At 70.6% G+C, this 26,650-nt stretch carries 23 protein-coding genes; 7 read left to right on the plus strand and 16 right to left on the minus strand.

Annotated elements, in window-relative coordinates; genetic code table 11:
• Positions 1-2: 2 nt before the first annotated feature.
• The gene (locus tag V3W46_RS07900; RefSeq protein ID WP_331782544.1) at positions 3-899 is read right to left on the minus strand and encodes an anti-sigma factor family protein; all 897 of its coding nucleotides are present in this window, start codon (positions 897-899) and stop codon (positions 3-5) included.
• Positions 896-1,402, minus strand: a complete 507-nt coding sequence (locus V3W46_RS07905; RefSeq protein WP_331782617.1) for a sigma-70 family RNA polymerase sigma factor — start codon at positions 1,400-1,402, stop codon at positions 896-898. The genes V3W46_RS07900 and V3W46_RS07905 overlap by 4 nt, the downstream gene beginning before the upstream one ends.
• A 143-nt stretch (positions 1,403-1,545) precedes the next feature.
• Here V3W46_RS07905 and V3W46_RS07910 point away from each other — a divergent pair, with 143 nt between their 5' ends.
• Positions 1,546-2,046 (plus strand): QcrA and Rieske domain-containing protein, encoded by a 501-nt coding sequence (locus V3W46_RS07910; protein ID WP_331782545.1) that lies wholly within the window; start codon positions 1,546-1,548, stop codon positions 2,044-2,046.
• A gap of 12 nt (positions 2,047-2,058) precedes the next feature.
• Complete coding sequence (locus V3W46_RS07915) at positions 2,059-2,805, plus strand: hypothetical protein (protein WP_331782546.1); 747 nt, start codon at positions 2,059-2,061, stop codon at positions 2,803-2,805.
• Positions 2,806-2,862: 57 nt separating this feature from the next.
• Here the strand turns inward: V3W46_RS07915 and galE are convergent, their stop codons facing one another.
• From galE to galT, 4 genes are read right to left on the minus strand one after another with little or no spacing between them, the layout of a single operon-like run.
• Positions 2,863-3,831 carry a UDP-glucose 4-epimerase GalE gene (gene galE, locus V3W46_RS07920; protein ID WP_331782547.1) on the minus strand — a complete coding sequence of 323 codons (969 nt, stop codon included), beginning with the start codon at positions 3,829-3,831 and terminating at the stop codon, positions 2,863-2,865.
• Positions 3,832-3,862: 31 nt separating this feature from the next.
• The gene (locus V3W46_RS07925; RefSeq protein ID WP_331782548.1) at positions 3,863-5,161 is read right to left on the minus strand and encodes an aldose 1-epimerase family protein; all 1,299 of its coding nucleotides are present in this window, start codon (positions 5,159-5,161) and stop codon (positions 3,863-3,865) included.
• Positions 5,158-6,540, minus strand: a complete 1,383-nt coding sequence (gene galK / locus V3W46_RS07930; RefSeq protein WP_331782549.1) for a galactokinase — start codon at positions 6,538-6,540, stop codon at positions 5,158-5,160. Before galK ends, V3W46_RS07925 begins: the two co-directional genes overlap by 4 nt.
• Entirely contained in the window at positions 6,533-7,786 is a 1,254-nt protein-coding gene (gene galT / locus V3W46_RS07935) for a galactose-1-phosphate uridylyltransferase (protein WP_331782550.1), read from the minus strand. Before galT ends, galK begins: the two co-directional genes overlap by 8 nt.
• A 36-nt stretch (positions 7,787-7,822) precedes the next feature.
• Between galT and V3W46_RS07940 the strand changes: the two genes are divergently transcribed.
• The gene (locus V3W46_RS07940) at positions 7,823-8,743 is read left to right on the plus strand and encodes a DeoR/GlpR family DNA-binding transcription regulator (RefSeq protein WP_331782551.1); all 921 of its coding nucleotides are present in this window, start codon (positions 7,823-7,825) and stop codon (positions 8,741-8,743) included.
• A 57-nt stretch (positions 8,744-8,800) separates the two neighbouring features.
• The gene (locus tag V3W46_RS07945) at positions 8,801-10,066 is read left to right on the plus strand and encodes an LCP family protein (protein ID WP_331782552.1); all 1,266 of its coding nucleotides are present in this window, start codon (positions 8,801-8,803) and stop codon (positions 10,064-10,066) included.
• 11 nt (positions 10,067-10,077) lie between these two features.
• Here V3W46_RS07945 and V3W46_RS07950 read toward each other — a convergent pair whose 3' ends face one another.
• The 6 genes from V3W46_RS07950 to V3W46_RS07975 all read right to left on the minus strand — a co-directional run bounded on the left by V3W46_RS07950 (position 10,078) and on the right by V3W46_RS07975 (position 17,470).
• Positions 10,078-12,771: a putative bifunctional diguanylate cyclase/phosphodiesterase gene (locus V3W46_RS07950; protein WP_331782553.1), complete on the minus strand. Its 2,694-nt coding sequence runs from the start codon at positions 12,769-12,771 to the stop codon at positions 10,078-10,080.
• Positions 12,772-13,058: 287 nt separating this feature from the next.
• Positions 13,059-14,402, minus strand: coding sequence for an aminotransferase class III-fold pyridoxal phosphate-dependent enzyme (locus tag V3W46_RS07955; RefSeq protein WP_331782554.1), 1,344 nt, complete (start codon positions 14,400-14,402; stop codon positions 13,059-13,061).
• Positions 14,403-14,416: 14 nt separating this feature from the next.
• Positions 14,417-15,175, minus strand: a complete 759-nt coding sequence (locus tag V3W46_RS07960; protein WP_331782555.1) for a DedA family protein — start codon at positions 15,173-15,175, stop codon at positions 14,417-14,419.
• Positions 15,176-16,615, minus strand: coding sequence for a sensor histidine kinase (locus V3W46_RS07965; RefSeq protein ID WP_331782556.1), 1,440 nt, complete (start codon positions 16,613-16,615; stop codon positions 15,176-15,178).
• Positions 16,612-16,791, minus strand: a complete 180-nt coding sequence (locus V3W46_RS07970) for a hypothetical protein (RefSeq protein ID WP_331782557.1) — start codon at positions 16,789-16,791, stop codon at positions 16,612-16,614. The genes V3W46_RS07965 and V3W46_RS07970 overlap by 4 nt, the downstream gene beginning before the upstream one ends.
• Before the next feature lie 7 nt (positions 16,792-16,798).
• A complete protein-coding gene (locus tag V3W46_RS07975) occupies positions 16,799-17,470 on the minus strand; it encodes a response regulator transcription factor (protein ID WP_331782558.1) in 672 nt (223 codons plus the stop codon).
• Positions 17,471-17,649: 179 nt separating this feature from the next.
• Here V3W46_RS07975 and V3W46_RS07980 point away from each other — a divergent pair, with 179 nt between their 5' ends.
• Positions 17,650-20,811 (plus strand): HAD-IC family P-type ATPase, encoded by a 3,162-nt coding sequence (locus V3W46_RS07980; protein WP_331782559.1) that lies wholly within the window; start codon positions 17,650-17,652, stop codon positions 20,809-20,811.
• Between the two features lie 17 nt (positions 20,812-20,828).
• Here the strand turns inward: V3W46_RS07980 and V3W46_RS07985 are convergent, their stop codons facing one another.
• From V3W46_RS07985 to V3W46_RS07995, 3 genes are all read right to left on the minus strand, one after another.
• On the minus strand, positions 20,829-21,068 hold the full coding sequence (locus tag V3W46_RS07985) for a hypothetical protein (protein WP_331782560.1): 240 nt from the start codon (positions 21,066-21,068) through the stop codon (positions 20,829-20,831).
• A 180-nt stretch (positions 21,069-21,248) separates the two neighbouring features.
• Complete coding sequence (locus V3W46_RS07990) at positions 21,249-22,601, minus strand: glycosyl hydrolase family 28-related protein (protein ID WP_331782561.1); 1,353 nt, start codon at positions 22,599-22,601, stop codon at positions 21,249-21,251.
• 38 nt (positions 22,602-22,639) lie between these two features.
• Positions 22,640-23,122, minus strand: coding sequence for a MarR family winged helix-turn-helix transcriptional regulator (locus V3W46_RS07995; protein ID WP_331782562.1), 483 nt, complete (start codon positions 23,120-23,122; stop codon positions 22,640-22,642).
• Positions 23,123-23,181: 59 nt separating this feature from the next.
• On the opposite strand from V3W46_RS07995, the gene V3W46_RS08000 reads away from it, so the two are divergent.
• Both V3W46_RS08000 and V3W46_RS08005 read left to right on the plus strand, forming a co-directional pair.
• The gene (locus tag V3W46_RS08000) at positions 23,182-24,225 is read left to right on the plus strand and encodes a tryptophan-rich sensory protein (protein WP_331782563.1); all 1,044 of its coding nucleotides are present in this window, start codon (positions 23,182-23,184) and stop codon (positions 24,223-24,225) included.
• The gene (locus V3W46_RS08005) at positions 24,222-26,084 is read left to right on the plus strand and encodes a DHA2 family efflux MFS transporter permease subunit (RefSeq protein ID WP_331782564.1); all 1,863 of its coding nucleotides are present in this window, start codon (positions 24,222-24,224) and stop codon (positions 26,082-26,084) included. Before V3W46_RS08000 ends, V3W46_RS08005 begins: the two co-directional genes overlap by 4 nt.
• Here V3W46_RS08005 and V3W46_RS08010 read toward each other — a convergent pair.
• Positions 26,030-26,632, minus strand: coding sequence for a TetR/AcrR family transcriptional regulator (locus V3W46_RS08010; protein WP_331782565.1), 603 nt, complete (start codon positions 26,630-26,632; stop codon positions 26,030-26,032). The genes V3W46_RS08005 and V3W46_RS08010 overlap by 55 nt on opposite strands.
• Positions 26,633-26,650: the final 18 nt, after the last annotated feature.

Raw genomic sequence — 26,650 nt, forward strand, 5'->3', positions numbered from 1 at the left:
GGTCAGAGGGTGGAGGCCAGCAGCACCTGACCGCTGCCGAGCGCCACGATGGCCACCTCGGCGATGTCAGCGAGACGGATGCTCGTGGTCGCCGTGGGCTCGGCCACCGTTCCCGGGCCCGAGGTCCACGTCGCGACCTGAACGGTGTTGCCGCTGCGGTCGGTGACGTTCATGCCGTAGCCGACCGAGGCGGATCCCGTCGCCCCCGCCGCCGAGCCACCCGCCGAGCCACTCGTCGCCGGCGGTGCACCCGGGTCGCCGTACAGCGGTTCGCCGCCGGAGACGCCGGCACCGGTACCGGCCCCCTCGGTCGCCTCGGCGTACGTGCACTTCCATTCGATGCGTGTACCCCAGGGCTCGTCGCGCAGTGACGCGACGGCGCTCAGCGGCCCGGGAACCTGCGGCACGAACTGAACCTGGCTGGCGAGGCCGGCGTTCGCTGGGTCGGAGGGTGGTGCGGTTGCGGCCGAGCTGGTCGGTGCGGCATCCGGAACCGAGGTCGATGCGGCCGGGGTGATCGCGAGCGCCACCACCAGCGTCACGGCAACGGCGGCGGCCACCGAGCCGACACCGATCGCTAAGACGGTCAACCGCGAGCGGCGGCGCGCGGCCCGGGCGCGGGCGAGCAGGGTGGGAAGAATCGTGGGTGGGGCGTCGAGCACTGCGGGCCAGGGCCTGGCCGGAACAGCGTCGAGGGCGAACGCCTCGTCGGGCGTGACGGCGGCGAGCAGGCCCGGCATGCCGGCCAGTTCGGCCAGGGCGGCGGTGCATTCGGGGCAGCGGGCGAGGTGCTGCTCGTATTCGAGACGTTCCGCGAGGGCGAGGGCGCCCAGAACGTAGGCGGCATCCCACTCGCGGTAGCGATCGTCGGGCGGCAGGCGCAGGTCGTCGGGTGTCACCGGGTCACCCCCCGCTCCTGCAGGGCCAGCCGCAGCGCGCGCAGGGCGTAGTGCAGCCGCGACTTCACCGTGCCGTCGGGGATGCCGAGGTGCTCGGCGATCTCGGCGACCGACTTGCCACCGTAGTACGAGTGAACGAGCACCTCGCGGTGTTCGAGGGTGAGGTCGGTGAGGGCGTCAGAGACCAGCCAGGTCTGCAGTACGGCATCCGTGTGGTCGGCCCTGGCCCGTTCGGGAAGGGAGTCGGTGGCGATCTCGTGGCGCGAGCGGGCGCTGCGCCACTCGTCGATGACGAGGTTGCGGGCCACCGTGAAGAGCCACGCCTGAACCGACTCTTCGGTGGTGTTCAGGATGCCCGGGCTGCGCCAGGCACGGAAGAGCGTCTCCTGCACCACGTCTTCGGCCCACTGGCGGTCGTTGGTCTGCCGCACCACGAAGCGGTACAGCGCGGGGGCGTACTCGTCATGCAGCGAACGCAGCAGATCAGACTGCTCCTGTGCCACGGCATCCACCTCCACTCGCCTCACACAGTGATACGACAGACAGAGCGAAAAGGTTCACTCTGCAAGAATGTCGGTGCAGCAGTGAACGAAGTCTGCCGTGCTCTCGTAGGTACCAGTACAACACTCGCAGACGAAGGAGCACCATGACTGAGAAATCCGCCATCCCCCGCCGCGTCATCCTCACCGCCGGCAGTGCCGGCCTCGCCGGAGCCAGCGCCCTCGCGCTGGCCGCGTGCGCCCCCACGAGCACCACGGGCTCAGGGTCTGCCGCGCCGGCCGCGCCGTCGGCCGCGGCCACCGCCCCCTCGACCCCGTCGGCTGCGGCCGGGTCGGGCGCCGGCTCGCGCTCGTCGGCCGCCACCATCGCGCAGCTCGCCGACATTCCCGTCGGGGGCGCCAAGACGGTCACCTTCGACGGCGCAGACATTCTGGTCGGTCAGCCCACCGCCGGAACCGTGGTGGCCTACAGTTCGGTCTGCCCGCACCAGGGCTGCGCCGTCGCCTTCGCCAAGACCGACTTCGAGTGCCCCTGCCACGGCTCGACCTTCGCCCTCGCCACGGGCGACGTCACACACGGCCCGGCCGTCACCGGGCTGTCGACCGTCGCCGTGAAGGTCGACGGCGACGCCATCGTCGCGGCGTGACCGGGGGTTCTGATGCTTCCTGAGACAATCAACGGGCTGCCGCTGCACATTCTGCTCGTGCACGTGGTGGTGATCGTGGTGCCGGCCGGCGCGCTCCTGACGGCGGTCGGGTCGGTGTGGCCGGCGTTCCGGCGAAAGCTGGGCATCCTGACGCCGATCGTCACGCTCATCGGGCTGATCAGCGTGCCGCTGGCGACCAACGCCGGCGAGTGGCTCGAGCAGCGTGTGGCGCCGACGCCGCTCGTACAGGCGCACGTGGCACTCGGCGACACCCTGCTGCCGTGGGCGATCGCCCAGTTCGTGCTGGCGACCGTGATCTGGGCGTGGTACCGCTTCTTCGCGGCGGTGCCCGTCGTACCGGAGGCTCCCCAGCGAAATGCGTCGGTGCCCGCGTTCGCCGGCGCCGCACCGGCCGGCGACCCAGCGGTCGTGGGTGGCGGCTCCCCGGCCGACGTCTCGGCCACTGGCATCACACCCGCGCGCGTCTCGGCCGGCGGTGGCTCGACCACCCTCGACCCGGTGCTCGGCGCGGCGCCCGCCTCCGCGAGCTCCGCGGGCAACACCGCCTCGGCGGCCGCGTATACGGGGAGGGCGACCCGTCGCCGCGCGAGCCGCCCCGTGTCGGTGGTGGTGTCGATCGTGCTGATCGTGGCCGGCATCGGCGTCTCGGCCGGAACGGTCGCGAAGATCGTGCAGATCGGCGAATCCGGTTCGGCCGCCGTCTGGACCGGCTCCTTCAGCGACGCGCCGCTGAACTGACCCGTCAGGGCGCAAGGTGGCGTGGGCTCAGCCCGCGTGGGCAAAAGTGGCGGAGGTTCAGCCCGCCTGGGCGTGGGTGGCCGCGGCCCAGCCGGAGGCGATCATGTCGTGCAGGGAGTGGGCGGGCATCCAGCCGACGTCGCGGGCGGCGAGGTCGCCCGAGGCCACGATGCGGGCGGGGTCGCCGGGGCGGGCGGGCAGAATCTCGGGGGTGAACGGGATGCCCGTGACCTCGGCCATCTCGGTCATGATCTCACGCACCGAGACGCCCGAGCCGCTGCCGAGGTTGTAGGCGCGCTCGAGCGCAACTCCCGCGTCGAGCTTCTGCGCGGCCTGCACGTGCGCCGCCGCGACGTCGGCGACGTGCACGTAGTCGCGCACGCAGGTTCCGTCGGGGGTGGGGTACTGGTCGCCGAAGATCTTGGGCGTGGCACCCGACTGCAGCGCGCGGAACACCAGTGGAAACAGGTTGTGCGGGCTGGTGTCGCTCACGTCGGGCGTGGCAGAGCCGACCACGTTGAAGTAGCGCAGGCTGGTGTGGCGCAGGCCGGTCGCGCGGGCCTGGTCGGCGATCATCCACTCGCCGATGAGTTTGGTCTCGCCGTAGGGCGACTCGGGGGCGGTGGCGGTCTGCTCGGTGACGAACTCGGCGGGGGTATTGCCGTAGACGGCGGCGCTCGACGAGAACACGATCGACGGCACCCCGTTCGCGTGCATGGCGTTCAACAGGTTGACGGTGGCCGTGATGTTCTGCGTGTAGGTGTGCATCGGGCGCTGCACTGAGACTCCGGCGTACTTATAGCCGGCAAGGTGTACGACTCCGGTGACCGGATGCTCGGCGAAGACCCGCTCGACGAACGCCGCATCGACCAGCGAGCCCTGCTCGAGCACGGCACCCTCGGGAACGAACCCGGCGCGTCCGCTCGAGAGGTCGTCGACGACGACGACGTCGATGCCGGCCGCGAGGAACGCCCGTGCGACGTGCGAACCGATGTAGCCGGCGCCGCCGGTGACGAGCCAGGTCATGCGGGGTCTCCCTGGGTGCGGGCGGGTGCGGTCATCGTGGTTCCCCCTGGGACGTCGGTGCGGGCGGTGCGGGCGGTGCCGTCGGCGCTGTCAGCGCTGTCGGTGCTGGCGCGGCAGGTGCGGCCGGTCCGTCCGGTTCAGCCGGTTCGGCGGGTAGCGTGTCGTGGCCGCCGACGGGCGCGAAGTCGATGCCCCAGCTCACGGTCCAGGTGTCGCCGGGGGCGATCCAGTGCAGGCCGTGCCCGGAGTTGAGGGCGTCGGGGGCCGCGGTGGTGGGCTCGACCGTCACCGCCCAGCCGAGGCCGCCAGACCTCGGGAAGATCTGCGTGGTGAAGACCTGGGCCTGGTCGAAGCTGCTGTCGCCCCACAGCTCGATGCGGCGGCCGTCGGGGGCGGCGATGGTCTGCACGAAGCGTCCGTCGGGCGCGGGGGTGAGGTCGAGATAGGCGGTGTCGAGGTCGAGCGTGCCGACGACGGCGCCCTGCGAGAGGTCGTAGGGGGTGCCGGTGACGGGGGCTGTTCCGGTGGGGTTCAGCCGGTCATCCACCGTCACGCGGGTGGCGGCGTTCACCGTCACGGTGAGCTGCTCGGTGGCGACGTCGCCGATGCGGAAGTACGGATGCGCGCCGACCGCCGCGGGGGCGTCACGGTCGCCCGTGTTGGTGATGGCGTGGGTGACCGTGAGCACGGGGGTGGCCGCGGTGCCGGGCGTGGCCGGGGTGGCGGGGGCGGCCGCGGTGGCGGGGGTGGCGGGGGTCGCGGGTGCGAGGGTGAAGGTGGTGTCGACGGTGAGGGCGAAGGGGTAGGGAGCGGTCGGCTCGATGAGGGCGCGGAGGGTGATCGACGCGGGCGAGGAGTCGACGACGGTGTGCCGCAGGTCGAACACGAAACCGTGCAGCGCGTTGCCGCGGTCGGGCTCGGTGATCGGCAGCTGGAGGTCGGCGCCGTCGTAGTGCCAGCGGGCGTCGCGAACGCGGTTCGGCCACGGGATGAGCATCCAGCCGGCGCAGAAGGTCGGGTAGACCGACTCGTCGAAGCCCTCGATGAGGGGCACGCCGTCTGCTTCGAGCACGCGCAGCATGGCGCCGAGTTCGGTGACGACGGCGCGGTTCTCGCGCCCGTCGTCGGAGACCGCCCGCAGCTCGAACTGGCGGCCGGTGGGGGCGGCTGCCGCGGGCGAACCGGGTGCGCGCGGCGATGTGGCGGCGGGCTCGACGCTGGCGGGCGCCGCGGAATCGGACGCCGCGGAATCGGACGCCGCGGGGGCAGGCGCCGCGGCGGCGGGCACAGCGGCGTCGGGCACGGCGGCCGGGGTGGTGGGCGTGCTCATCGGGGTTCGCCTTCCATGGTGGCGCCGTCTGACGGCTGAACGACAAAGAGGTCGGGCTGCTCGTACGAGCGCTGTGCGAACATGTCGAGAATACCGGCCTCGAGTTGTGCCCGGAGGGCACGCGGAATGAGAGCGATCGCTGATCCGCCGAAGCCGCCGCCGGTCATCCGGGCGCCGATGGCGCCAAGCGACTGGCTCACCTCGACGGCGAGGTCGAGCTGCGGCACCGAGATCTCGAAGTCGTCGCGCATCGAGACGTGCGAGGCGTCGAGCAGGGCTCCGATGGCCTGCGGGCCCGCGGAGTCGAGCAGCCGCACGGTCTCTTCGACGCGCGCGTTCTCAGTGACGATGTGCCGGGCACGCCTGAAGGTCTCGTCGTCGAGCAGCTCGGCCATGCGAGGCAGGTCGTCGATGCCGAGGTCGCGCAGCGACTCGACGCCGAGGGTGCGTGCGGCCAGCTCGCAGGATGCCCGGCGGGCCGCGTAGCCACCGGTGGCGTGGGCGTGGCTGACCTTGGTGTCGATCACGAGGATCTCGTAGTCGTGCGCGGCGAGGCCGAGCGGAACGCTGGCGGTCTCGAGGCTGCGGCAGTCGAGGAAGACGGCCGCGTCGGCGTGGCCGAGCATGGAGGCCGACTGGTCCATGATGCCGGTGGGGGCGCCGACGACCTGGTTCTCGGCGATCTGCCCGATGCGAGCGAGCCGTTGCGGGTCGTTGCCGAGCGCCCAGAACTCGTTGAGGGCGACGGCGGTGGCGCACTCGATGGCGGCCGATGACGAGAGACCGGCGCCGATGGGCACGTCGGAGTGGATGTGCAGGGCGAACCCGCGCGGGGTGGGCGGGGTGGCGCGTGGCTGGGCGGCGGGGGGCGGGGTGTGCACTGTCGGCGCGGCGGGGGCGGCCAGGGTGGCGCCGCTGGCGCGCTCGCCGGCGGCGGCCGGGGTGGCCCGGGCGAGAAGGGCCCAGGCGACGCCGAGGGGGTAGGCCGACCATCCGCTGAGGGTGTCGGGTGAGAGCTCGGCCAGCGGCACTTCGACGATGTCGTCGGAGAAGGTCGACGAGACACGGGCCACTCCGTCATCGCGGGCGCCGAGGGCGACGTAGGCGCGGCGGTCGATGGCGAACGGCAGCACGAAGCCCAGGTTGTAGTCGGTGTGCTCGCCGATGAGGTTCACGCGGCCGGGGGCCGACCAGACCCCGAGCGGCGGGGCGCCGTGGCGCGCCTCGAACTCGGCCGCGAGGCCGTCGGCGCCGGCGGTGGGGCGTGCCGCGAGGCCGTCGGCGCGGGCGGCGGCGGCGTGCTCGGCGGGAGCGGAACCCGGCTGAGCGGCACGGTCGCCGGCGAGGCCGTCTGCGGCGGCGGTCGTCGCGTCACTCACGGTCGAGCGCCTCCCTCAGGTTGTGGGCCGTCACCTCGGGCGGAACGTCTCCGATGAACGCCCCCATCGCCGACTCCGAGCCGGCCAGGAACTTCAGTCGGTCGGCCGCGCGCCGGGGCGAGGTGACCTGCAGCATCAGCCGCATATCGTCGCGGTGCGAGCTCACGGGGGCCTGGTGCCAGCCTGCGATGTACGGGGTCGGTGTCGGGTAGAGCCGGTCGAGGGCGCGCAGCACCCGCGGGTACAGCACCGCCAGCTCGTCGCGCTCGGCCGAGTTCGTGGCAGCGAGGTCGGGGATCTGCCGGTGCGGCAGCACGTGCACCTCGATCGGCCAGCGTGCCGCGAACGGAACGAAGGCGCTCCAGTGCTCGCCCTGCACGATCATCCGCTCGCCCGCCTGCTCGAACGCCAGAATGTCGGCGAACATCGTGGGCCCGTAGGCGTCGAGCGACGCGATCAGCTGGCGTGTGCGCGGGGTGACGAACGGGTAGCTGTAGATCTGGCCGTGCGGGTGGTGCAGCGTGACGCCCACCTGCTCGCCGCGGTTCTCGAACACGAACACCTGCTCGACTCCGGCCAGCGCCTGCAGCACCGCGGTGCGGTCGGCCCACGCCTCGATCACCGTGCGGGCACGCGAGGTGCCGAGGGTGCCGAACGACCCTTCGCGCTCGGGGCTGAAGCACACCACCTCGCAGCGGCCGACGGATGCCCGCGACTGGCCCAGCGCGAGCGGCTCGTCTCCCGGCGCGGCGGCCGCGCCAGCACTCGCGCCGGCATCCGCACCCGTACCCGCTCCGGCACCGGCACCCGCGTCCGCTCCGGCCGCGGCACCGACGGCGCCGGTGTGGGCGAGCTCGGGGCCGAACGACGGCGACCGGTTCTCGAACACCGCAACGTCGTAGAGGCTCGGCACCTCGGAGGGGTTGTCGGGCGCCTGCGGCGCGAGCGGGTCGAGATTCGCCGGCGGCAGGAAGACGCGGTTGTTGCGTGCGGCGGCGATCGAGATCCACTCGTCGGTGAGCACATCGCGGCGCATCACGGCGGTCGGCGGCCGGGGGTCGAGCAGGCGCTCGTCGGGCGCGCGGAACGGCGCGAGCACCGTGTCGGCGTCGTCGTAGTACACGAGCTCGCGGCCATCGGCCAGAACGTGCGGGCGCTTCACGATGGGCCTGCCGCCCACGACCGACAGGTCGATCGCCTCAGTGAGGGCGACCGGGTGCCCGCCGGCGGGATTCTCGAGTGTCATGCCTGCAACTTTCGTTTTCGCAAATATAATCCAAGAATGGTTTCAGAATCAAAAGCAGCTTACAGCGCCTCTGACCGGCGCGAGCGGGTTCTGCAGCTGATCGACGAGCGCGGCTTCGCGCGCGTGGCCGATCTCAGCGAGGCGTTCGGGGTGTCTGACGTGACCATCCGCTCTGACCTCGACGTGCTCGACGAGCAGCGGGCCGTTCGCCGGGTGCACGGCGGTGCGGTCATCGGCGACCGCGACCTCGAGCGAGAGCCGACCTTCGAGCAGGCCCTCGAGGCCGAGGCGGCCGAGAAGCAGGCGATCGGGGCGCTTGCGGCGAGCCTGGTGCGGCCCGGGCAGAGTGTTCTGCTCGACGTCGGCTCGACCGCCCTTGCGGTTGCACAAGCGCTCGTGGCGCGCGCTGAGCTCAGCGACGTGGTGATCATCACGAACGGCCTCAGCATCGCGCTGGCGCTCGAGCCGGGCATCCCGCGCTTCACCGTCATCGTGACGGGTGGCACGCTGCGGCCGCTGCAGCACTCGCTCGTCGAGCCCCTCGCGTCGTCGATGTTGCGCGGGCTGCACGCCGACCTCGCCTTCATCGGGTGCAACGGGGTCGACGCCGACCACGGAGTGACGAACGTCAATCTGCCGGAGGCGCAGCTGAAGCAGCTGATGCTCGAGTCGGCGTCGCGCTCGGTGATCATCGCCGACCGCACGAAGCTCGGGCAGGTGCACCTGGGCCGGGTGGGATCGCTCGACCGGTTCGACGCCCTGGTGACGGGCCCGGCGGCGGGCGGGCGAGGTGACGGCCTCGGCGGCAGCGCGAGCGGGGGCGAGCGAAGTGACGGTGGCGCGGTCGGCGGCGGCAGCGCGAGCGACGGCAGCGACCCCGGCGGCCTGGCTGACACCGGCCTCCTCCTCATCACCGATACGGCGTCGGCTCACGCCTTCGGAGCGGCCGCAGGCTGATCGCCGTCGCGACGCCGGTTCACAGGCTGAGCCAAGCTCGGTAAGTATGCTGTTCGGATGCCCAGCCCCACCCCACCGATCAAGCACGCCGCACGCCGGAGGTTCGGCGCGGCCACCACCCTCGTGAAGGCACTGGCGATCGCGGTCGCCGTGGTTCTCGTCAGCGGCGTATCCGTCGCCGCCATCGCGCTGACCAGCATCGCCAGCCAGGTCAGCGCCAACTCCATCGACATCTCGGGCGGAACGGCGTCACAACCCCACGTCGGAGCCTTCGTCGGCGGCTTCAACGTGCTGATCGTGGGCACCGACAACGACGCCAGCCAGGGCGACGCCTTCGGCGAGCGCGACGCCACGCTGAACGACGTCAACATTCTGCTGCACGTCTCGGCAGACCAGAAGAGCGGCGTGGTGGTGAGCTTTCCGCGCGACCTCATCGTCGATCATCCTCAGTGCACCGACCCCACCACCGGCGAAGAGTTCGACGCCACCTACAACCAGCCGCTGAACACCGGGTTCGAGCGCGGCGGCCTGGCCTGCATCACGTCGACCATCGAAAACCTCACCGGGCTCGACGTGCCCTACGCCGGCCTCATCTCGTTCAACGGCGTCATCGAGATGACGAACGCCGTGGGCGGGGTTCCGGTGTGCCTCAACGAACCGATCGTCGACACCGACTCGGGGCTCGACCTGCCGGCCGGCACCACCGTGATCTCGGGCTCCGACGCGCTCGCCTTCCTGCGCACGCGGCACGGCGTGGGCGACGGCAGCGACCTGGCCCGCATCTCGTCGCAGCAGCAGTACCTGTCGTCGTTGGTGCGCACGCTGAAGAGCGCCAACACCCTGACCGACGTGACGAAGCTCTACGGTCTGGCCCAGGCCGCCGCCGAGAACATCAAGCTGTCGACGTCGCTCGCGAGTCTCGACTCGATGGTGTCGTTGGCGCTGGCGCTGAAAGACGTCGACCTGAACAAGCTGGTGTTCGTGCAATACCCGGGCACGACGAACGACCCCGACTACCCGGGCAAGGTGGTGCCCACCACCAGCACGGCCGATGAGCTCTTCGCCAAGATCAAGGCCGACGAACCGTTCACCCTCGACGCCGGCGCGACGGGCCCCGGCTCGAGCGTCGTCGACGGCAGTACTGGTGCGGCCACCGACGCTGCGACCGACACCCCGACCGACCCTGCGACGGGTGCTCCGGATGCCTCGGGCTCAGCCACCACGACTCCCACCGACGGCTCGACCACAGGCCCCGACGTGATCGACGGCGTCACCGGCCAGACGGCGGCCCAGCAGACCTGCGCCAACGCCTTCGGCGACTGACCCGCGGCGGGTCAGGCGAGCTGGGGGAAGAACTCGTCGAGGGGGGCCGGCCGGCCGATGTAGTAGCCCTGCGCGCCGTCGACACCGATCTCGCGCAGCATCGTCAGCGCGACCTCGTCTTCGACGAACTCGGCGATGGTGAAGCGGCCGAGGCCCTTGCCGATCGACACGAGTGAGGCGAGCACCAGCTGGTCGAGTGGGTCGCGTTCGCTGCCCGACACGAACTCCCCGTCGAGCTTGACGATGCCGAACGGCAGATGCTTGAGGTAGTAGAACGATCCGTAGCCGGCCCCGAAGTCGTCGAGCGCGAACACGCAGCCGAGCTTCGTCAGGCGGTTCATGAAGGTCTGCGCGGCATCGATGCTCGACACCGCCGCCGTCTCGGTGACCTCGAGCACCAGGCCCGTGGCATCCACCCCCGACTCGGCGAGCCGCCGCTCGATGAACTCGGCGACCTCGAGGTTGCCGACAGAGCGGCCCGACAGGTTCACGTGCACCTTGATCGTCGGCGCGAACGATTGCAGGGCGCCCAGATGCTCGATGGCGTGGCTCACCACCCACTGGTCGATCATGACGGCGAGCCCGGCACTCTCGGCGGCCTGGATGAATTGGGCCGGCGGAATCAGCGACCCGTCGTCGTCGATCATGCGCAGCAGCAGCTCGAGCGACGAGATCTGGTTGGTCTCGAGGTGCAGAATCGGCTGGCCGTGCAGCACGAACCGGTCGTTCTCGATGGCAGCGAGAATCTTCTCGGTCCAGTTGACCTGGCTCGAGACTCGGGCCGCCAGAACTTCGGATGCCCCGAGAAAGCTGTATCCGTTGCGACCGGCGTTCTTGGCGTCGTACATGGCCAGGTCGGCGTCGCTCAGCAGCTCGCCGGCCGTGGTCGCATCACTGACCACGGTCACCGCGCCGATGCTCACCGTGACACGCCGGGCCAGCCCGGCCTCGTCGGCCGAGCTGCGGAACCCGTCGCGCACCAGGGCCACGAGCGTCTGAACCGACGCCTCTGCCTCGTCTCGGTCGCCCTCGGTGAGCAGCACCGCGAACTCGTCACCGCCGATGCGGGCGACAGAGTCGCTCGAGCGGATCCACCGCGAGAGCATGCCCGCCATCGCCACCAGGAACTCGTCGCCGCCGGCGTGCCCGAGGCTGTCGTTGATCTCACGGAAGTTGTCGAGGTCGAGCACCAGCACGGCCCCGGTGTCACCACCCCAGCGGCACGATTCGAGGTGCTCGGCGACCCGCTGTTCGAACTCCGACCGGTTGATCAGCCCGGTGAGCGCGTCGTGCGTGGCGAGGTAGGCGACGTGCTCGTGGTAGCGGTGCTGCTCGGTCGTGTCGTAGGCGTTGACGAGCACCGAGGTCGGCTCGCCCGACGAGTCGAGCAGCACCACGGCCGTGATCATGGCGCGCTTGGGCTCGGCGCCCGGCGTGGTCGGGGGCAGCACGACCGGTGCCGTGCGGCGCGTCTCGCCCGATGCGATGAGGTCGCTCACCCAGTTGCCGCCGGCGGAGGCGAGCATGGGCAGCAGCTCGGCGGCCGAGGTCTCGAGCAGAGCATCCGGAGCACACTCGAACAGGGCGCAGAACGCGTCGTTCACCAGGGCGATGCGGCCGTCGGGGTCGCTCAGGGCGATGCCGGTGGGCGATTCGCGCACCAGCTGCTCGAACTGTTCGGTGACCTGGCGCAGCGCGAGTTCGCGGCCACGGGCCTCGGTGATGTCGCGGGCCACGACGAGGGCGAGCGGATTCTCGCCCTGCACGAAGGGCACGCTGGTGATCTCGGTCTCGCGCCGGGTCACGGTCGATGTCACCTGAACGACCGACCGGGTGCCGGCGAGGGCCCCGCGAAAGGCACGCTCGAGGATGGCCACGTTGGTCGGGCTCGACACGTCGTAGAGGGTCTTGCCCTGCCAGTCGACCGCGCCCTGGAACACCTGCCCCGCACCGGCGGCCAGCTGGTACCGCATATCGGAGTCGACGATGAAGAGAATCGTGTCGGGCATCTGCTCGAGCAGCAGACGGGTTCGCAGCTCGCTCGCCCGAACATCCGCGAGCCGTGCGGCACTCTCGGCCTCGCGGGCCCGCAGCTGGCGCACGACGCTGTGGATGATCGGGCCGATCAGCGCCACGCAGGCCACCCACGCGCAGGCCCGCGCCCAGTCGCTGAGCTGCCCCGTCTGCAGGGCCGAGCCGAAGGGTGTGAGCAGCGGAACGATCAGAACCACGGCGGTGGCCACCCCCGACAGCGCCAGCTCGACCGCCGTGCCGTAGAGGGCGAACCACAGCACCGGCAGCAGCACCAACGGGTCGAACCCCGACGCACTGGCCGACAGACCGCGGAGCAGCACGATCACGACGAAGAAGAGCAGCACCGGCACGGCCTGGGTCCATCGCGGCAGTCGCCGCCAAGGCAGCAGCACCGCCAGTGCAACGATGACCAGCATCGTTGCGGCGGGCGCGACGAGGTTGACGAGCGAGATCTCGAAGGGCATCAGGGCCAGCGCGAGAAAGACAAGCAGCACGAACAGCAGGAACGGCAGCGCAGCCCGCGACCGCAGCCGGGCGGGAGGTGCGGTGGGTGGCGTGACGGGTGGCGTGGCGGGTGGCGTGGCGGGTGGCGCGGCTGGGTCGCTGCCGGGCGCGCCGGTCACGGGTGCGTGCGCCGACGCAGAACCGACCGCGAGCCTCCCCCAAGCCATGACCTGCTGCGCCTCCCTCGGGCAGTGCAGAGGCGAGAGGATGCCCGCCAGCTGTTACTGACAGTCAACCTAGCATTCGGCAGCCGACGCACGCAGCGATCACGCGATTGCAATGCTGAAGGGGCCGCGGCTTGACAGCTGGCGGCCTCTGGTTCGCGCGCGGACAGCGGCAGGTGGCCGCCACGCGCACCGGCGGCGGGCAGCAGCAGATGACCGCCACACAAGAGGCCGGTTGTCGCCGACCCGCCTGCCCGCCTCCCTGCCCGCCTGCCCGCCTGCCCGGCGACTTACGGCTCGAGCGCCTGCAGCGCCTCTTCGATGACGGTCGCGGCGTCGTCGATCAGCTCGTCGCTGATGACCACGCTCGGCAGAAAGCGCAGCACGCTGTCCCAGCTGCCCGCGTCGAGCACGATCACGCCGTTCGACGTGGCGTGCTTGATCACCGCGCTGAGCGCCTCGGGGTTCGGCGTGCGGGTGCCCGGATGCACGAGCTCGACCCCGAACATGCAGCCCTTGCCGCGCACCTCGCCGACCACGGCGTACTTCGACGCCCAGTCGCCCATGCGGGCGAAGAACGCCTTCTCGACGCGCTGCGCCTCGGCGATGAGGTTCTCCTCCTCGATGAGCCTGAACACCGCGAGTGCAGCCGCGGTAGAGACCGGGTTGCCGCCGAAGGTGCCCCCGATGCCACCGGGCTGTACGGCATCCATGATCTCGGCGCGACCAGTGACGGCCGCGAGTGGAAAGCCGCCGGCGATGCCCTTGGCGCTGGTGATCAGGTCGGGCACGACGCCCGAGTGCTCGATGGAGTACCAGGCGCCCGACCGGGCGATGCCGGCCTGGATCTCGTCGGCCACGAAGACGATGCCGTTCTCGGTGCAGAACTCGCTGAGGCGCTGGAAGAAGCCGTCGGCCGGAATGACGATTCCGCCGTCGCCCTGGATGGGCTCGACGAAGAGCGCCGCGAGCTCGGTGGCCCCGATGTGGGTGTTGATGTAGTCGATCGTGCGCTCGGCCGCTTCGAGCCCGGTCATCCCCTCGGGGTCGCGGAACGGGTAGCTCGTGGGCACGCTGTAGATCTCGCCCGGGAAGGGGCCCATGCCGGCGCGCTCGGGCCAGGGGCGGTAGGTCATGGCCATGGTGAGGTTGGTGCGGCCGTGGAAGGCGTGGTCGAGCGCGGCGATGGCGCGGCGGCCGGTGAACTTGCGGGCGATCTTCACCGCGTTCTCGACGGCCTCGGCGCCCGAGTTGACCAGGATGGAGTGCTTCTCGAAGTCGCCTGGCGTGATCTCGGCGAGCTTCTCGGCGACGCGCAGGTAGTTCTCGTACGGGGTCACGGTGAACAGCGTGTGCGTCAGCTTGCCGGCCTGCTCGGCCGCGGCGGCCGCGATGGCGGGATGCGCGTGGCCGATGGTGGTGACCCCGATGCCGCAGCCCAGGTCGATGATCTGGTTGCCGTCGACGTCGACCAGAATCGCGCCGGAGCCGTGATCCATGTAGATGTCGGCCAGCGTGCCGGCGCCGCGAGAGACGACCCTGCGCCGCAGTTCGTGGAGTTCACGCGATTTCGGGCCCGGCAGTTCGGTGACGATCTTGCGTTCTTGAGAGACGGTGAAAGGTGCAGAAGCCATGAGACGAGCTTAGGTTACGACTGTTTCGTTGCTGTGTCGGGCGCGGCGGGCGCCTCGTTCCCCGGGTCGTTCTGCGGGTCGTTCCGCGGCTCGGCCTGCGGGTTGTTCTGCGCCTCGGCCCGTGCCTCGCGCTTCGCACGGATGAACGACACCACCGCCGCGATCACCGTGAACAGGAGGATGCCGCCGATCACATAGCCGAGGTACTGCGTCACCAGGTCGGAGACCCCCGGGATGTGCCCGAGGAAGTAGCCGAGCAGCACCAGCAGGAAGGTCCATGCGACGCCGCCGATCGCGTTGTACAGCAGGAATGTGCGGTAGTGCATCTTGCCCACGCCCGCGGCCACCGGCGCGAACGTGCGCACCACCGCGATGAACCGGGCCAGGATGACCGCCGCCCCGCCGTACCGGGTGAAGAACCCCTGCGTGCGAGCCACGTTCTTCTTCGAGAAGAACCCGGCCTCCTTGCGCTCGAAGACGCGTGGCCCCGACCTGAATCCGATCAGGTAGCCCACCTGGTCGCCGGCCACAGCGGCGATCGAGATCGCGATCAGCACCAGCCAGAGCGGCTGCGGAATCGCGCCGGTGAAGGTGAGCAGCCCGGTGAAGAACAGCAGCGTGTCGCCCGGCAGCACGAAGCCGATCAGCAGCCCGGTCTCGGCGAAGATGATGGCGCAGACCACGAGCAGCGCCCACGGCCCTGCGCTCTGCACCAGCGGCTCGGGGTTGATCGGATTGATGCCCGCCAGGGCAGAAGCGAGATTCACAATCACCTAAGAAGCCACACCCTCACGTCGCAGAGAACTCACGGGAACATCGGCGACGACGCAGAGCCCGGTGGGCCGCCGATTCGTCATCGTAACAGTGCCGCCTGCCGACGCCATGAGCGCCTGCACGATCGACAGCCCGAGGCCCGCACCCGAGGCCGCGGGAGCCGCGCCGCTGCGCGAGACGTCTTCGCGCGCGAACCGGTCGAAGGCCTGCGGCAGAAACTCCTCGCTCATGCCCGGGCCGGTGTCGACGACGGTGAGCCGCAGAGTGGGATGCTCGGGGTCGCCCACGACCGCCAGCTCGGCGCTCACCGTGGCGCCGCCGCTCGGCCCCCGGGCCGCTGCGATGGCCGCGATCGCGTTGCCCAGCAGATTGTCGGCGACGCGCCCGAAGTTGTACCGCGAGATCGCGGCCGCCCACTCGTCGGCGAACGCCGGTGCCAGCGACTGCATCTCGTAGTCGACCACGGTGTCGCTGCCGATCGCGAGAATGCGGGCCCGGTCGATGGAGTCGACGAGTTCGGCGGCGAGTTCTGCCACGCTGGCTGAGTCCTGCCCGGTCATGCCCTCGATGCGCGTCAGTTCGAGCAGGCTGGCGGCGAGGGCAGAGAGACGACTGACCGTGCGCTCTGCCGATTCGATTTCGAGCAGCAGGGCATCCGCGTCGCCCGCACTCAGGTGCGCCAGTTCGAGCTGGGTCTGCAGAATGGCCAGGGGGGTGCGCAGCTCGTGGCTCGCGTCGGAGACCAGCTGCTTCTCGCGGTCGGCGGATGCCCGCAGCTGGCCGATGAGCCCGTTCAGGGTGACGGCGAGCGCCGAGAGCTCGTCGCGCGCCGGCCCGACAGGCAGCAGCTCGGTCGAGGCACTGCTCTGCAGAACGAGGGCCGTGCGGCGCATCGCCGACACCGGGCGCAGGGCCGCCGAGGCGAGCAGCCAGGCTCCGAAGCCGAAGAGGGCGGTGAGGATGACCAGGCCGACCAGCAGCGCCCGGGTCAGGTTGTCGACCGCGAGCTTCGACGCCGACTCGTTTCGGGCCGTGACCACGTGCCAGGTGCCGTCGTCGGCCTCGACCGTGCGCGAGATGACGAGGTAGTCGGCCGCCGGTGTGTGCACCGACTGGGTCTGGGTTCCCGCGGCCGCCAGGGCGCCGAGCTGGGGTTGCAGCTCGATCGGAAAGGTCGACTCCTGCACGAGGCCGTCGGGGGTGATGATGGCGACGAGCTGACCCTGCGCCGGGGAGTCGAGCGTGGCGCCGCGGCCGTCGGCGATGTCTTGCTGAAACGGGGCGGAGTCGCTCTGCAACAGCATGACCGACGACTGCATGAGGATGTTCTCGACCTGGTGGCTGACGACGAACGAGGTTCCGGCGAAGAAGACGCCGGCGATCATCACGGCGCCGATGGTGAGCCGCACGCGGATGGAGAGGCGGCGTAGCAGCCTCATCGGGGCGGGGGTGGGTCGGCGGGCAGCTCTGCGGCGGGCAGCTTCGCGGTGGGCAGCTCTGCGGCGTGCAGCTTCGCGGTGGGCAGCTCTGCGGCGTGCAGCTCTGCGGCGTGCAGCTCTGCGGCGTGTAACGTCGCGGCGTGCGCCTTCGCGCCGAGCATCCCGTCGGCGGGCACCGGGGCTCTAGACGACCTCGAGGCCATAGCCGATTCCGCGGCGCGTCGCGATCGAGACGTCGCTGCCGAGCGGATCGAGCTTGCGGCGCAGGTAGCTCACGTACTGGTCGACCACGTTGGCGTCGATGTGGTCGGTTCGACCCCACACATCGTCGAGAATCTCGGTGCGGCTCAGAATGGTGCCCGACTTCGACGCGAGCAGGCGCAGCAGGTCGAACTCCTTAGGGCTCAGCGAGAGGGCGGTGTCGCCCACGAGGGCCCGGCGGTTGTGGCTGTCGATGGTGAGCGAGCCGACCGAGAGCGACAGCTGCGGGCCCGAGGTCTCCCGGCGCAGCAGGGCACGGATGCGCGCCGAGAGTTCGGCGAAGGCGAAGGGTTTGGTGAGGTAGTCGTCGGCACCGGCGTCGAGGCCCTTCACGCGGTCATCGACTGCATCGCGGGCGGTGAGCAGCAGAATGGGCAGCGCGGAGTTCTGCGAGCGCATGTGGCGGCAGAATTCGAAGCCCGACATTCCGGGCAGCATCACGTCGACGATGGCCGCCGAGTACGGCACGGCGCCCGCCGAGATCAGCCCGTCTATGCCGTTGGCCACGCGTTCGACCTCGTAGCCTTCGGCCGTCAGCCCGCGCACCAGAAGGCGGCCCATCTCGTCTTCATCTTCGACAACCAGGAGTCTCACGTGTACACACCCTTCTGGGTTCGATTATGGGGGTACAGGCTCGGCTTCAGGCCACCGCCGACCCGCCAGAGTGTGAAAACTCACAGGCTCGGCCCCCTGTGGACGACCCCGAACGCGCGGTGGTCTCGCGGGAATACCCCTAGGGGGTATACCGTTGGAACTGCGGAAGGGCGGCAGCGATGACCACACACACCCAGCACGACCACGGCACGCCAGAGCACGCGGGCAACGACCACGGCGGGCCAGAGCACGCGGGCGACGACCACACCACGCCAGAGCACGCGGGCGACGACCACAGCACGCCAGAGCACGCGGGCAACGACCACAGCACGCCAGAGCACGCGGGCGACGACCACGTTGCGCACGACCACGCGGGCGCCCGCCCCGATCACGCTGGGCGCGACCACGTTGCGCACGACCACGCCGGGCACGATCACGGCGTGCTGGCGGAGGCGCCGGTCGGGCAGGCGGGTCTCGATCACGTGGGGCACGACCACGCGGCCGCCGGCCCCGATCAAGTCGGGCACGATCACGCGGCCGCCGGCCCCGATCACGCGGGGCACGACCACGGCGGCCATGGCGGGCACGACCATGGCGGGCACGACCATGGCGGGCACGGCGACCACGTAGCCATCTTCCGCGCGAAGTTCTGGGTGACGCTAGTGCTGGCCGTGCCGACGGTGTTCTTCAGCAGCATGTTCGCGGGCATCATCGGCTACACGGTGCCGCAGTTTCCCGGCTCGTACTGGATCTCGCCCGTCATCGGCACCGTGATCTTCTTCTGGGGCGGCGCACCGTTCCTTCTCGGCGGCATCGCGGAATTGCGTAGCCGCCAGCCGGGCATGATGCTGCTCATCGCCATGGCGATCACGGTGGCGTTTGTCGCTTCGTGGGCCACCACACTGCACATCGGCGGCGCCGACCTCGACTTCTGGTGGGAGCTGGCGCTGCTCGTCGTCATCATGCTGCTCGGGCACTGGATCGAGATGCGCGCCCTGGGTGCCGCCTCGGGCGCGCTCGACGCACTGGCGGCCCTGCTGCCCGACACCGCCGAGCGGGTGGTCGACGGTGAGGCGCCGAGTGCCGCCGTCGATGACGAACGTGGGCGCGACGACGACGAGACGTCACGTTCTGCCAACGGCGACCAAGGTAGGCACTACGACAGCGGGGCGCCAGGTGCTGCCGGCGGCGACCAAGTGAGGCGCTACGACGACGGGGCGCCAGGTACTGCCGCCGCCGGCGACGAAGGTGGGCAAGACCACAGCGGGGCGCGCGGCACGGTCGAGGTGCCGGTGGGTGAGCTGGTGGTCGGCGATGTCGTACTCGTGCGGGCGGGAGCGCGGGTGCCCGCCGACGGAACCGTGCTGTCGGGCACGGCGGCGGTCGATGAATCCATGGTGACCGGGGAGTCGGTGGCTGTGCGGCGCGAAACGGGCGACCGCGTCATCGCCGGAACCGTGGCCACCGACGACGCGCTGCGGGTTCGCGTCACGGCGGTCGGCGACGACACCGCGCTGGCGGGCATCCAGAAGCTCGTGGCGGATGCTCAGAACTCGAGCTCCCGTGCGCAGGCCCTTGCCGACCGGGCGGCCGCGTGGCTGTTCTACTACACCGCCGGCGCGGGAATCATCACGTTCGTGGCGTGGCTGCTGCTCGGCAGCGTCGACGACGCGGTGACCCGCACCGTGACCGTTCTCGTGATCGCGTGCCCGCACGCTCTGGGGCTGGCGATTCCGCTGGTGATCGCGATCTCGACCGAACGGGCGGCACGCGCCGGCGTGCTGGTGAAGAACCGCCTGGCGCTCGAGCGCATGCGCACCATCGACGTGGTGCTCTTCGACAAGACCGGAACGCTGACCCGCGGCGAGCCCGCCGTGACCGGCGTTGTGGTGGCGGCCGGGGTGCGGTGGGGTGGCGCGGCGGATGCCCGTGCCGCCGGTGACGACCGGGGCGGGGCCGGGCGGGCCGAGGTCGCGCTCGAGTCCGGGCGGGTCAGGGCCGAGCGGCTCGGGGCAGGGCGGGGCGAGGCCGAGCGGCTCGGGGCCGGGCGGGGCGAGGCCGCGCGGCTCGGGGCAGGGCGGGGCGAGGCCGCGCGGCTCGGGGCCGGGCGGGGCGAGGCCGAGCGGCTCGGGGCCGGGCGGGCCGAGGCCGAGCTGCTCGACCTCGCGGCGGCGGTCGAGGCCGACAGCGAGCATCCCCTCGCCCGCGCCGTCGTGCGCGCCGCAGCGGCCTCTGGGCGGCCGATCGAGTCACGGGTTCAGACCAGTGATTCGCCCGAACACCCACTCGAACTCGTGAGTCGATTGGGCGCGAGCGAGATCCGGGCGCTGACGGGGCGGGGTGTGCAGGGAGTGGTGGATGGCACGGTGGTGAGTGTGGGCGGCCCGGCACTGCTGCGGGCATCCGGTGCCGTGGTGCCCGATGACGTCGATGCGGCCGCCCGGCAGTGGTCGAGCCGCGGCGCGACCGTGCTCTATGTGCTGCGCTCAGAGGGCGAGGGCGCTGGCGGCCGTAACCGCGGTGCTGACAGCGGCACCGGCAGCAGCACCGGCTCCGGCAGCACCGGCTTCGGCAGCACCGGCTTCGGCAGCACCGGCAGCAGCATCAGCACCGGCTTCGGTAGCAGCGATGCTGGCAGCAGCAGCACCGGCTTCGGCAGCAGCGCTGCCGGCAGCAGCAGCACCGGCCTCGATAGCAGCGATGCTGGCAGCGGCAGCGCCGGCACCGTGGTGCTCGGAGCGCTGGCGCTCGAAGACGAGGTGCGCCCCGAGTCGCGGCAGGCCGTCGACGCCCTGCACGCCCGCGGGGTTCGGGTCGCGATGATCACCGGCGACGCGCACAGCGTGGCGGCGGCCGTCGCAGCACGGCTGGGTATCGACGAGGTGTTCGCCGAGGTGCTCCCTGAAGACAAAGACTCGAAGGTGGCCGAACTGCAGAGCCGCGGGCTGTCGGTGGCGATGGTCGGCGACGGCGTGAACGATGCGCCCGCCCTGGCCCGCGCCGACGTGGGCATCGCCGTCGGTGCCGGCACCGATGTGGCCATCGAGTCGGCCGGGGTGGTGCTCGTGTCGAACGATCCGCGCGGGGTGCTGTCGATCATGCACCTCTCGAAGGCCAGCTACCGCAAGATGTGGCAGAACCTGGTGTGGGCGGCCGGCTACAACGTGATCTCAGTACCGCTGGCCGCGGGCGTGCTGGCGCCCATCGGGTTCGTGCTGTCGCCGGCGGTGGGGGCGATTCTGATGTCGGCCTCGACGGTCATCGTCGCCGCGAACGCGCAGCTGCTGCGGCGGGTCGACCTCGACCCCGCGCGGCTGGCGGCGGGCACCGCGCGCCGCTGACGTCAGCGGGCGGCGCCCTAGGAGTTGAAGTCCGACGGCCGGTCAGAGACCTCGTGCGCCAGCCGCGCCAGCTTGACGTCGTCGACCTCGATGCCGGCCTGCTCGAAACGCTCGCGGATCTTCTCGATCACCACCGGCAGCTCCTCGCCGCCGTGATCCTGCCGCACCTGGGCGACGATACCGGTGATCTTCTCGTCGACGCTCGCGTCGTCTGAGCCGACCATGACCGGCTTGTTCTGTTCTCCGTTGTCAACCATGATTCATCCTCTCATTGAACGGGGGTTCGGAGACCTCGGCCCGATCGACGGTTGACAGATGACAGATGACAGATGACCGATGACAGATGACACACGAGAGTGAATCGCCGACAGACGGATGCTCGTGCCGACCGATCACGGTCACCCGGCGCGCAGCGCCGCCGCCGGGCATCCACCGCCCTACGTCGTCTTCACCACGTTGTCAGCGTGGTTGCCCACCACCTCGGTGTTCGAACACGTCAGGAAGTGGCAGGGCTGGGTCGCCATGTGCCCCTCCTTCCACTGGTTGCCGACCGCCGCGATGGTGCGGGCGAACTGCGCCTCGACCACGTAGGTCCAGCCGGCGCCCGCGTCGTCGCAGGCGAACGTGTTGCCGGTGATGCTGAAGCCCTCGGTGCGGGCCGCGCTCGACACCCCGATGATCGAGATCGCCGGGTAGACGTTCTGCGCGAGCTTGCCGCCGTTCGAGAACATGTTGCCGATGATCTGGATCTGCGGTTTGTCGCTCGCAAGCCACGGCGGCATCGTGTACACGATCGACTGCTTGCGTGATCCCTCGAGGATGTTGTCGGAGACGAGCACCCGCTTGTTGCCACGAAACTCGATGTTGTAGGTCGGCGAGCCGTCGAGGTGATTGCCGAGCACCCGCACCGGCCCGCCCTCGAGCGAGAGGTCGGCGTAGCTGGCGCCCACGTTGTTGTTGATGATCCACGAGTCGTAGAAGCGGTACCCCGTGTAGATGCCGGTGCCCGTGTTCTGCTGGATGTTGCAGCGGTCGATGAAGTTCAGCAGCCCGCCGTTGTCGCTGAAGGTGCCGTCGTTGACGTTGATGCCGTACGTCGTCCAGTTGAGCAGCAGCAGCCGCTCGAGGTGGGTCTTGTCGACGTGGGCCGAGATGCACGGCGAGCCGAGCGAGGCCGCATCGAGCACGAGGTTGACCACCGTGCACGAGTACCAGATGCCGGTGAGCAGCGGGGCGTTGGTGGAGGCGCGGATGGTCGCGACCTGCGACCCGGCGCCCGCGAGCGTGATGCTGGTGAGGCCCGCAGTGGTGTTTCCGATCGCGCCCGACACGAGGTAGACGCCCACCGGGAACCACACAGTACCGCCCCCGTGTGCGGTCGCGGCGGCGATGGCCGCGATGATGGCCGGCAGGTCATCCTGAGCCCCGTCTCCCAGCGCACCGTAGTCGCGCACGTTGAACACCAGCTCGTCGTGCTTCGCGACGTCGGCCGGCAGCTGCGACTCGTACACATGGCCGTTGCCGTCGAGGGTGGCGAGCGAGGTCGGCAACTGCGACGTGTAGACCTTGCCGTTGCCGTCGAGGGTGGCGAACCCCGGCGGAATCTGATCGACGTAGACATGCGCATTGGCGTCGAGGGAGGCCACGCCGTTGGCCTGCGCCTTCTCAGACTCGGGGATGTACGTGGGCGTCGGCGTCGTGCTGAGGGCCGGCGCGGCGGCGCCCGAGACCGCCCCCGTGAAGAGTGCCCTGCGCGTGAGTTCTGCGGCGACGATGAGTTCAGTGACCATGGTGCTTTACCCCCTGTGTAACGCGCTGGACTGACCCGTCAGGTGTTCCAGCGCTCCAGGGCCGAGCTGGAGATGATTTCCAGCAGAGCAGTTCGAAACGCAGCAGCGTCACCGATGTCGGGCATGAGATCTTGCTCAAGTGTACGGGCCTTCGACCACGCCTCCTCCCCCGAATGGGTGAGCGAGACGACGTGCCTGCGCCGATCGGCCTGGTCGGGCATGCGTTCGACGAATCTCTGCCGCTCGAGACGCTCGAGGGTGCGCGACATGGTCTGGTTCTCGACGCGGGCGAGGCGGGCCAGATCGGTCTGGCTGCGCGGGCCCTGGGTGAGAATGTGCAGCACGATCAGCCCGGCGTGGGTGAGGCCGAGGCGCTCGAGTTCGGCGACCCAGGCGTGCTCGACCATGCGCGCCGCCGTCGAGAGCAGGCGCCCGGTGGGCCAGTCGGCGATGGCGTCGGCCGGCGGCCCGCTGCCACCCTGCCGGTCGGGGCGCAAGCCCGTCGTCGCATCTTCTGACATACGCCCAATCTAGTGCTAGCGTGAAATAGTAAGCTGGCTGACTAATTGGAGGTTTGCGGATGATCGGCTCTACTTCAGGCGGCGGCGCTTCGTCGGGCGGCGGCGCGGCTTCGGGCGGCGGCGCGGTCTCGGGGGGCGGCACGGCTTCGGGCGGCACCGGCGCCGGCGCCGGCACGGGTCGCGACACCGCCCGCCAGGTCGTCGTGCTCGTCAGCGCGATCATCGCCGTGGTCGGGTCGTTCATCGGATCGGGCGCGGCCGGCGGCACCCCCATCGCCCAGGCCGCGAACGGCGCCCTCGGTGCCGACGCCACCCTGATCGCGCCCGCCGTTCCGGCCTTCGCCATCTGGACCCCCATCTACCTCGGCCTCGTCGCGTATGCCGTCTGGCAGCTGCTCCCCCGCCAGCGCGCGGATGCCCGGCAGCACATCCTCGGCTACCCCATCGCCCTGACGCTGCTGCTGAACGCGGCCTGGATCCTCAGCGTGCAGGCCGGTCTGCTCGCCCTCAGCGCCGTGGTCATCGTGCTGCTGCTGGCCGCCCTGTGCTGGGCGTTCTCGCTGAGCCAGCGCACGCGGCCCGGCACCCGGCCCGGCGGCCGGCGCGGCGACAGCTCACGTGTCGAGCCGGCTGACCGCTCCCGGTTCGGCCGGCTCGTCGAGACACTGCTCGTCGACGGCACCCTCGGCCTCTACCTCGGCTGGGTGTCGATCGCCACCGCCGCGAACCTGACGGCGCTGTTCCAGCAGGCTGGGTTCGCAGGCTTCGGATGGCTCCCCGAGGCCTGGGGCGTCGCCATCGTCGTCGTGGCCGGGCTCGTCGGCGTGCTGCTGGCGTTCTCCGACCGCGGCCGCCTCGCCCCCGCCGCCGCCCTGGCCTGGGGACTCGCCTGGGTCGGCGTCTCGCGCCTGACCGGCTCGCTCGACTCCGCCGCGGTCGGGTTCACGGCCCTGGCGGCGGCCGTCGTCGTGCTGCTGATCACGGTGATCGTGCGGGTCAGCACCGCGCGGCGCGAGCCGTCTGCCGCCGGCGAACGAGCCGGAGAGGCTCGGGCATCCGCCGGCCCCCGCGTGACGGGCGCCGGCGACGAGGCCCGAGCGTGAGCGCGTCACGCGGTCGCTGGGCCGGGCTCGTCTTCATCAGCATCGGGGTCGCCCTGATCATCGTCGACTCGACGATCGTGAACGTGGCGATTCCGTCGATCATCGACGACCTCGGCATCACCTCGACCCAGGTGCAGTGGGTGCAGGAGTCGTACACGCTCGTGTTCGCGGCCCTGTTGCTTGTGTTCGGCACTCTCGCAGACCGCTACGGGCGACGCCTGCTGCTGGTGCTCGGGGTCGCCGTGTTCGCCGCGGCGTCGATTCTGGCCGCGCTCGCGCCCACGGGCGACCTGCTGATCGCCGCCCGCGTCATCCAGGGCGTCGGCGGGGCGATGGTACTGCCGACGACGCTCTCGCTGATCAACGCGAACTTCCGCGGCTCGGAGCGGGCCCTCGCGTTCGCCGTCTGGGGCTCGACGATCGGCGGCATGACCGCCGTGGGGCCGCTGCTCGGCGGCTGGCTCACGACCTACTTCTCGTGGCGCTGGGCGTTCGGCATCAACATTCCGCTCGGCATCATCGTGATCGTCGGCGTGCTCGTCTTCGTGCCCGAGTCGCGCGACAGCGCCTCGCAGCGCCGGGTCGACGTGATCGGGGCCGTGCTGTCGGTGATCACCTGCGCCACCCTCGTGTTCGGGCTGATCGAGGGCCGCAGCTACGGATGGTTCTTCACCGAGAGCCCTGCGCCCCAGCTGGGCGGCGTCACCTGGCCGTTCGCCGTGTCGCCCATTCCCCTTGCCTTTCTCATCACCATCGTTTCGGGCGTGAGCTTCGTGCTGTGGGGCCGTGCCCGAATGAGAGCCGGCAAGAGCACAATGCTGGCGTTCGATCTGTTTGCGATTCCGTCGTTCCGCAACGGCAACATCGCGGCCATGATCGTGTCGCTGGGCGAGTTCGGCATCATTCTGTCGCTGCCGCTCTGGCTGCAGAACGTGCTCGGCTATTCGGCCGTGCAGACCGGCCTGATCATTCTCGCCCTCGCCATCGGATCGTTCGTCGCCAGCGGCTTCGCCGGAGCGTTCGGAAACCGCATCGCGCCCGTGGTGATCGTTCGAGTCGGTCTGGCCGCAGAGATCGTGGGGGTTGCGGGGCTCGGCTTCGTCATCTCGCCGACCACCGGGTGGGGCATCCTCGTGCCCTTCTTGTTCGTGTACGGATTCGGCGTCGGTCTCGCCACCGCGCAACTGACAGGCGTGGTGTTGCGAGACGTTCCGGTCGAGCAGAGCGGGCAGGGTTCGGGCACGCAATCGACTTCACGTCAGATCGGTTCGGCCCTCGGCATCGCGATTCTCGGCACGATTCTGTTCACGTCGACGGGCGCGGCTCTCGACGCATCGCTCACCTCGCAGGGGGTGGCGGATGCCCAGCGGTCGGCCCTCGTCACGACCGTGGTCGACAGTTCGGGTGCGGCGATCGTGGGCCTCGCCGCCTCGCCCGACACCGCCGCGGCGGCCACCGCGGCGAAGCAGGCGTTCAGCGACGGAACCCGCTATGCGGCATTCTCGGCCGCGGGGTTTCTGGTGATCGGGTTCGCGGCGACGCTCTCGCTCGGCGGGGTTGGCGGCGCGGTTGGCGGCGGCGCGGTTGGCGGCGGAGCGCTCGGCCGTGCCGGCCGCCATGATGGCGCTGCTCGCGCTCGCGGCGCTGCGCAGGAGCACGATGCTGCGGGTGCGCACAACGCTGCGGGTGAGCACGATGCTACGGGTGAGCACGATGCTACGGGTGGGCACGATGCTACGGGTGAGCACGATGCTACCGGTGAGCACGACACCGGCCGGGCGAAGGGTGAGGCGGGGCCAGCCTCTCAGGCCGGCGCGGCGGGGCGCAGACCGACCAGAAGCAGGTCGAGCAGGCGCTGAGTCTGGCCGGGTTCAGCTGAGGCGCCGGCCACGGTCGACAGCATGACGCCCAGCATCGCCGCCGTCACGTCATCGGCGGCCATGTCTCGCAGTGACCCGTCGGCCACCCCGCGCGCCAGGAACTCCCCCACCACAGCATTGGCGCGCTGCCGGGTCATCGGCGTCGCGATGGCTCCGGATGCCCACCCGCCGCGCAGCACATCGAGCATGCCGCGCTTGGCGGCGAAGAACGTCGCGTACCGGTTCATCCAGGCACGCAGGCCCTCGTCGGGCGGCAGCAGCGACTCGGCGTCGGTGATCGACATGACCTCGTCGAGCTCGGACTCGTAGACGGCCTCTGCGAGCGCCTCCCGCGTCGGAAAATGCCGGTACAGCGTGCCGATGCCCACCCCCGCGGCCCGGGCGATCTTCTCCAGCGAGACCGCCGACGCCGCCCCCGGCGCAGCCCCTGGCGCAGCGACGAAGGCGTCGTGCGCTGCGGCGAGGAGCAGCTCGCGATTGCGTCGGCCGTCGGCCCGCGCCTTGCGCACGGGCGTCGGTTCTGCCATCGAACCAGTCAAGCGGAG

It is taken from the genome of Subtercola sp. YIM 133946, assembly GCF_036553535.1.
In the GTDB taxonomy this organism is placed as follows: Bacteria; Actinomycetota; Actinomycetes; order Actinomycetales; family Microbacteriaceae; genus Subtercola.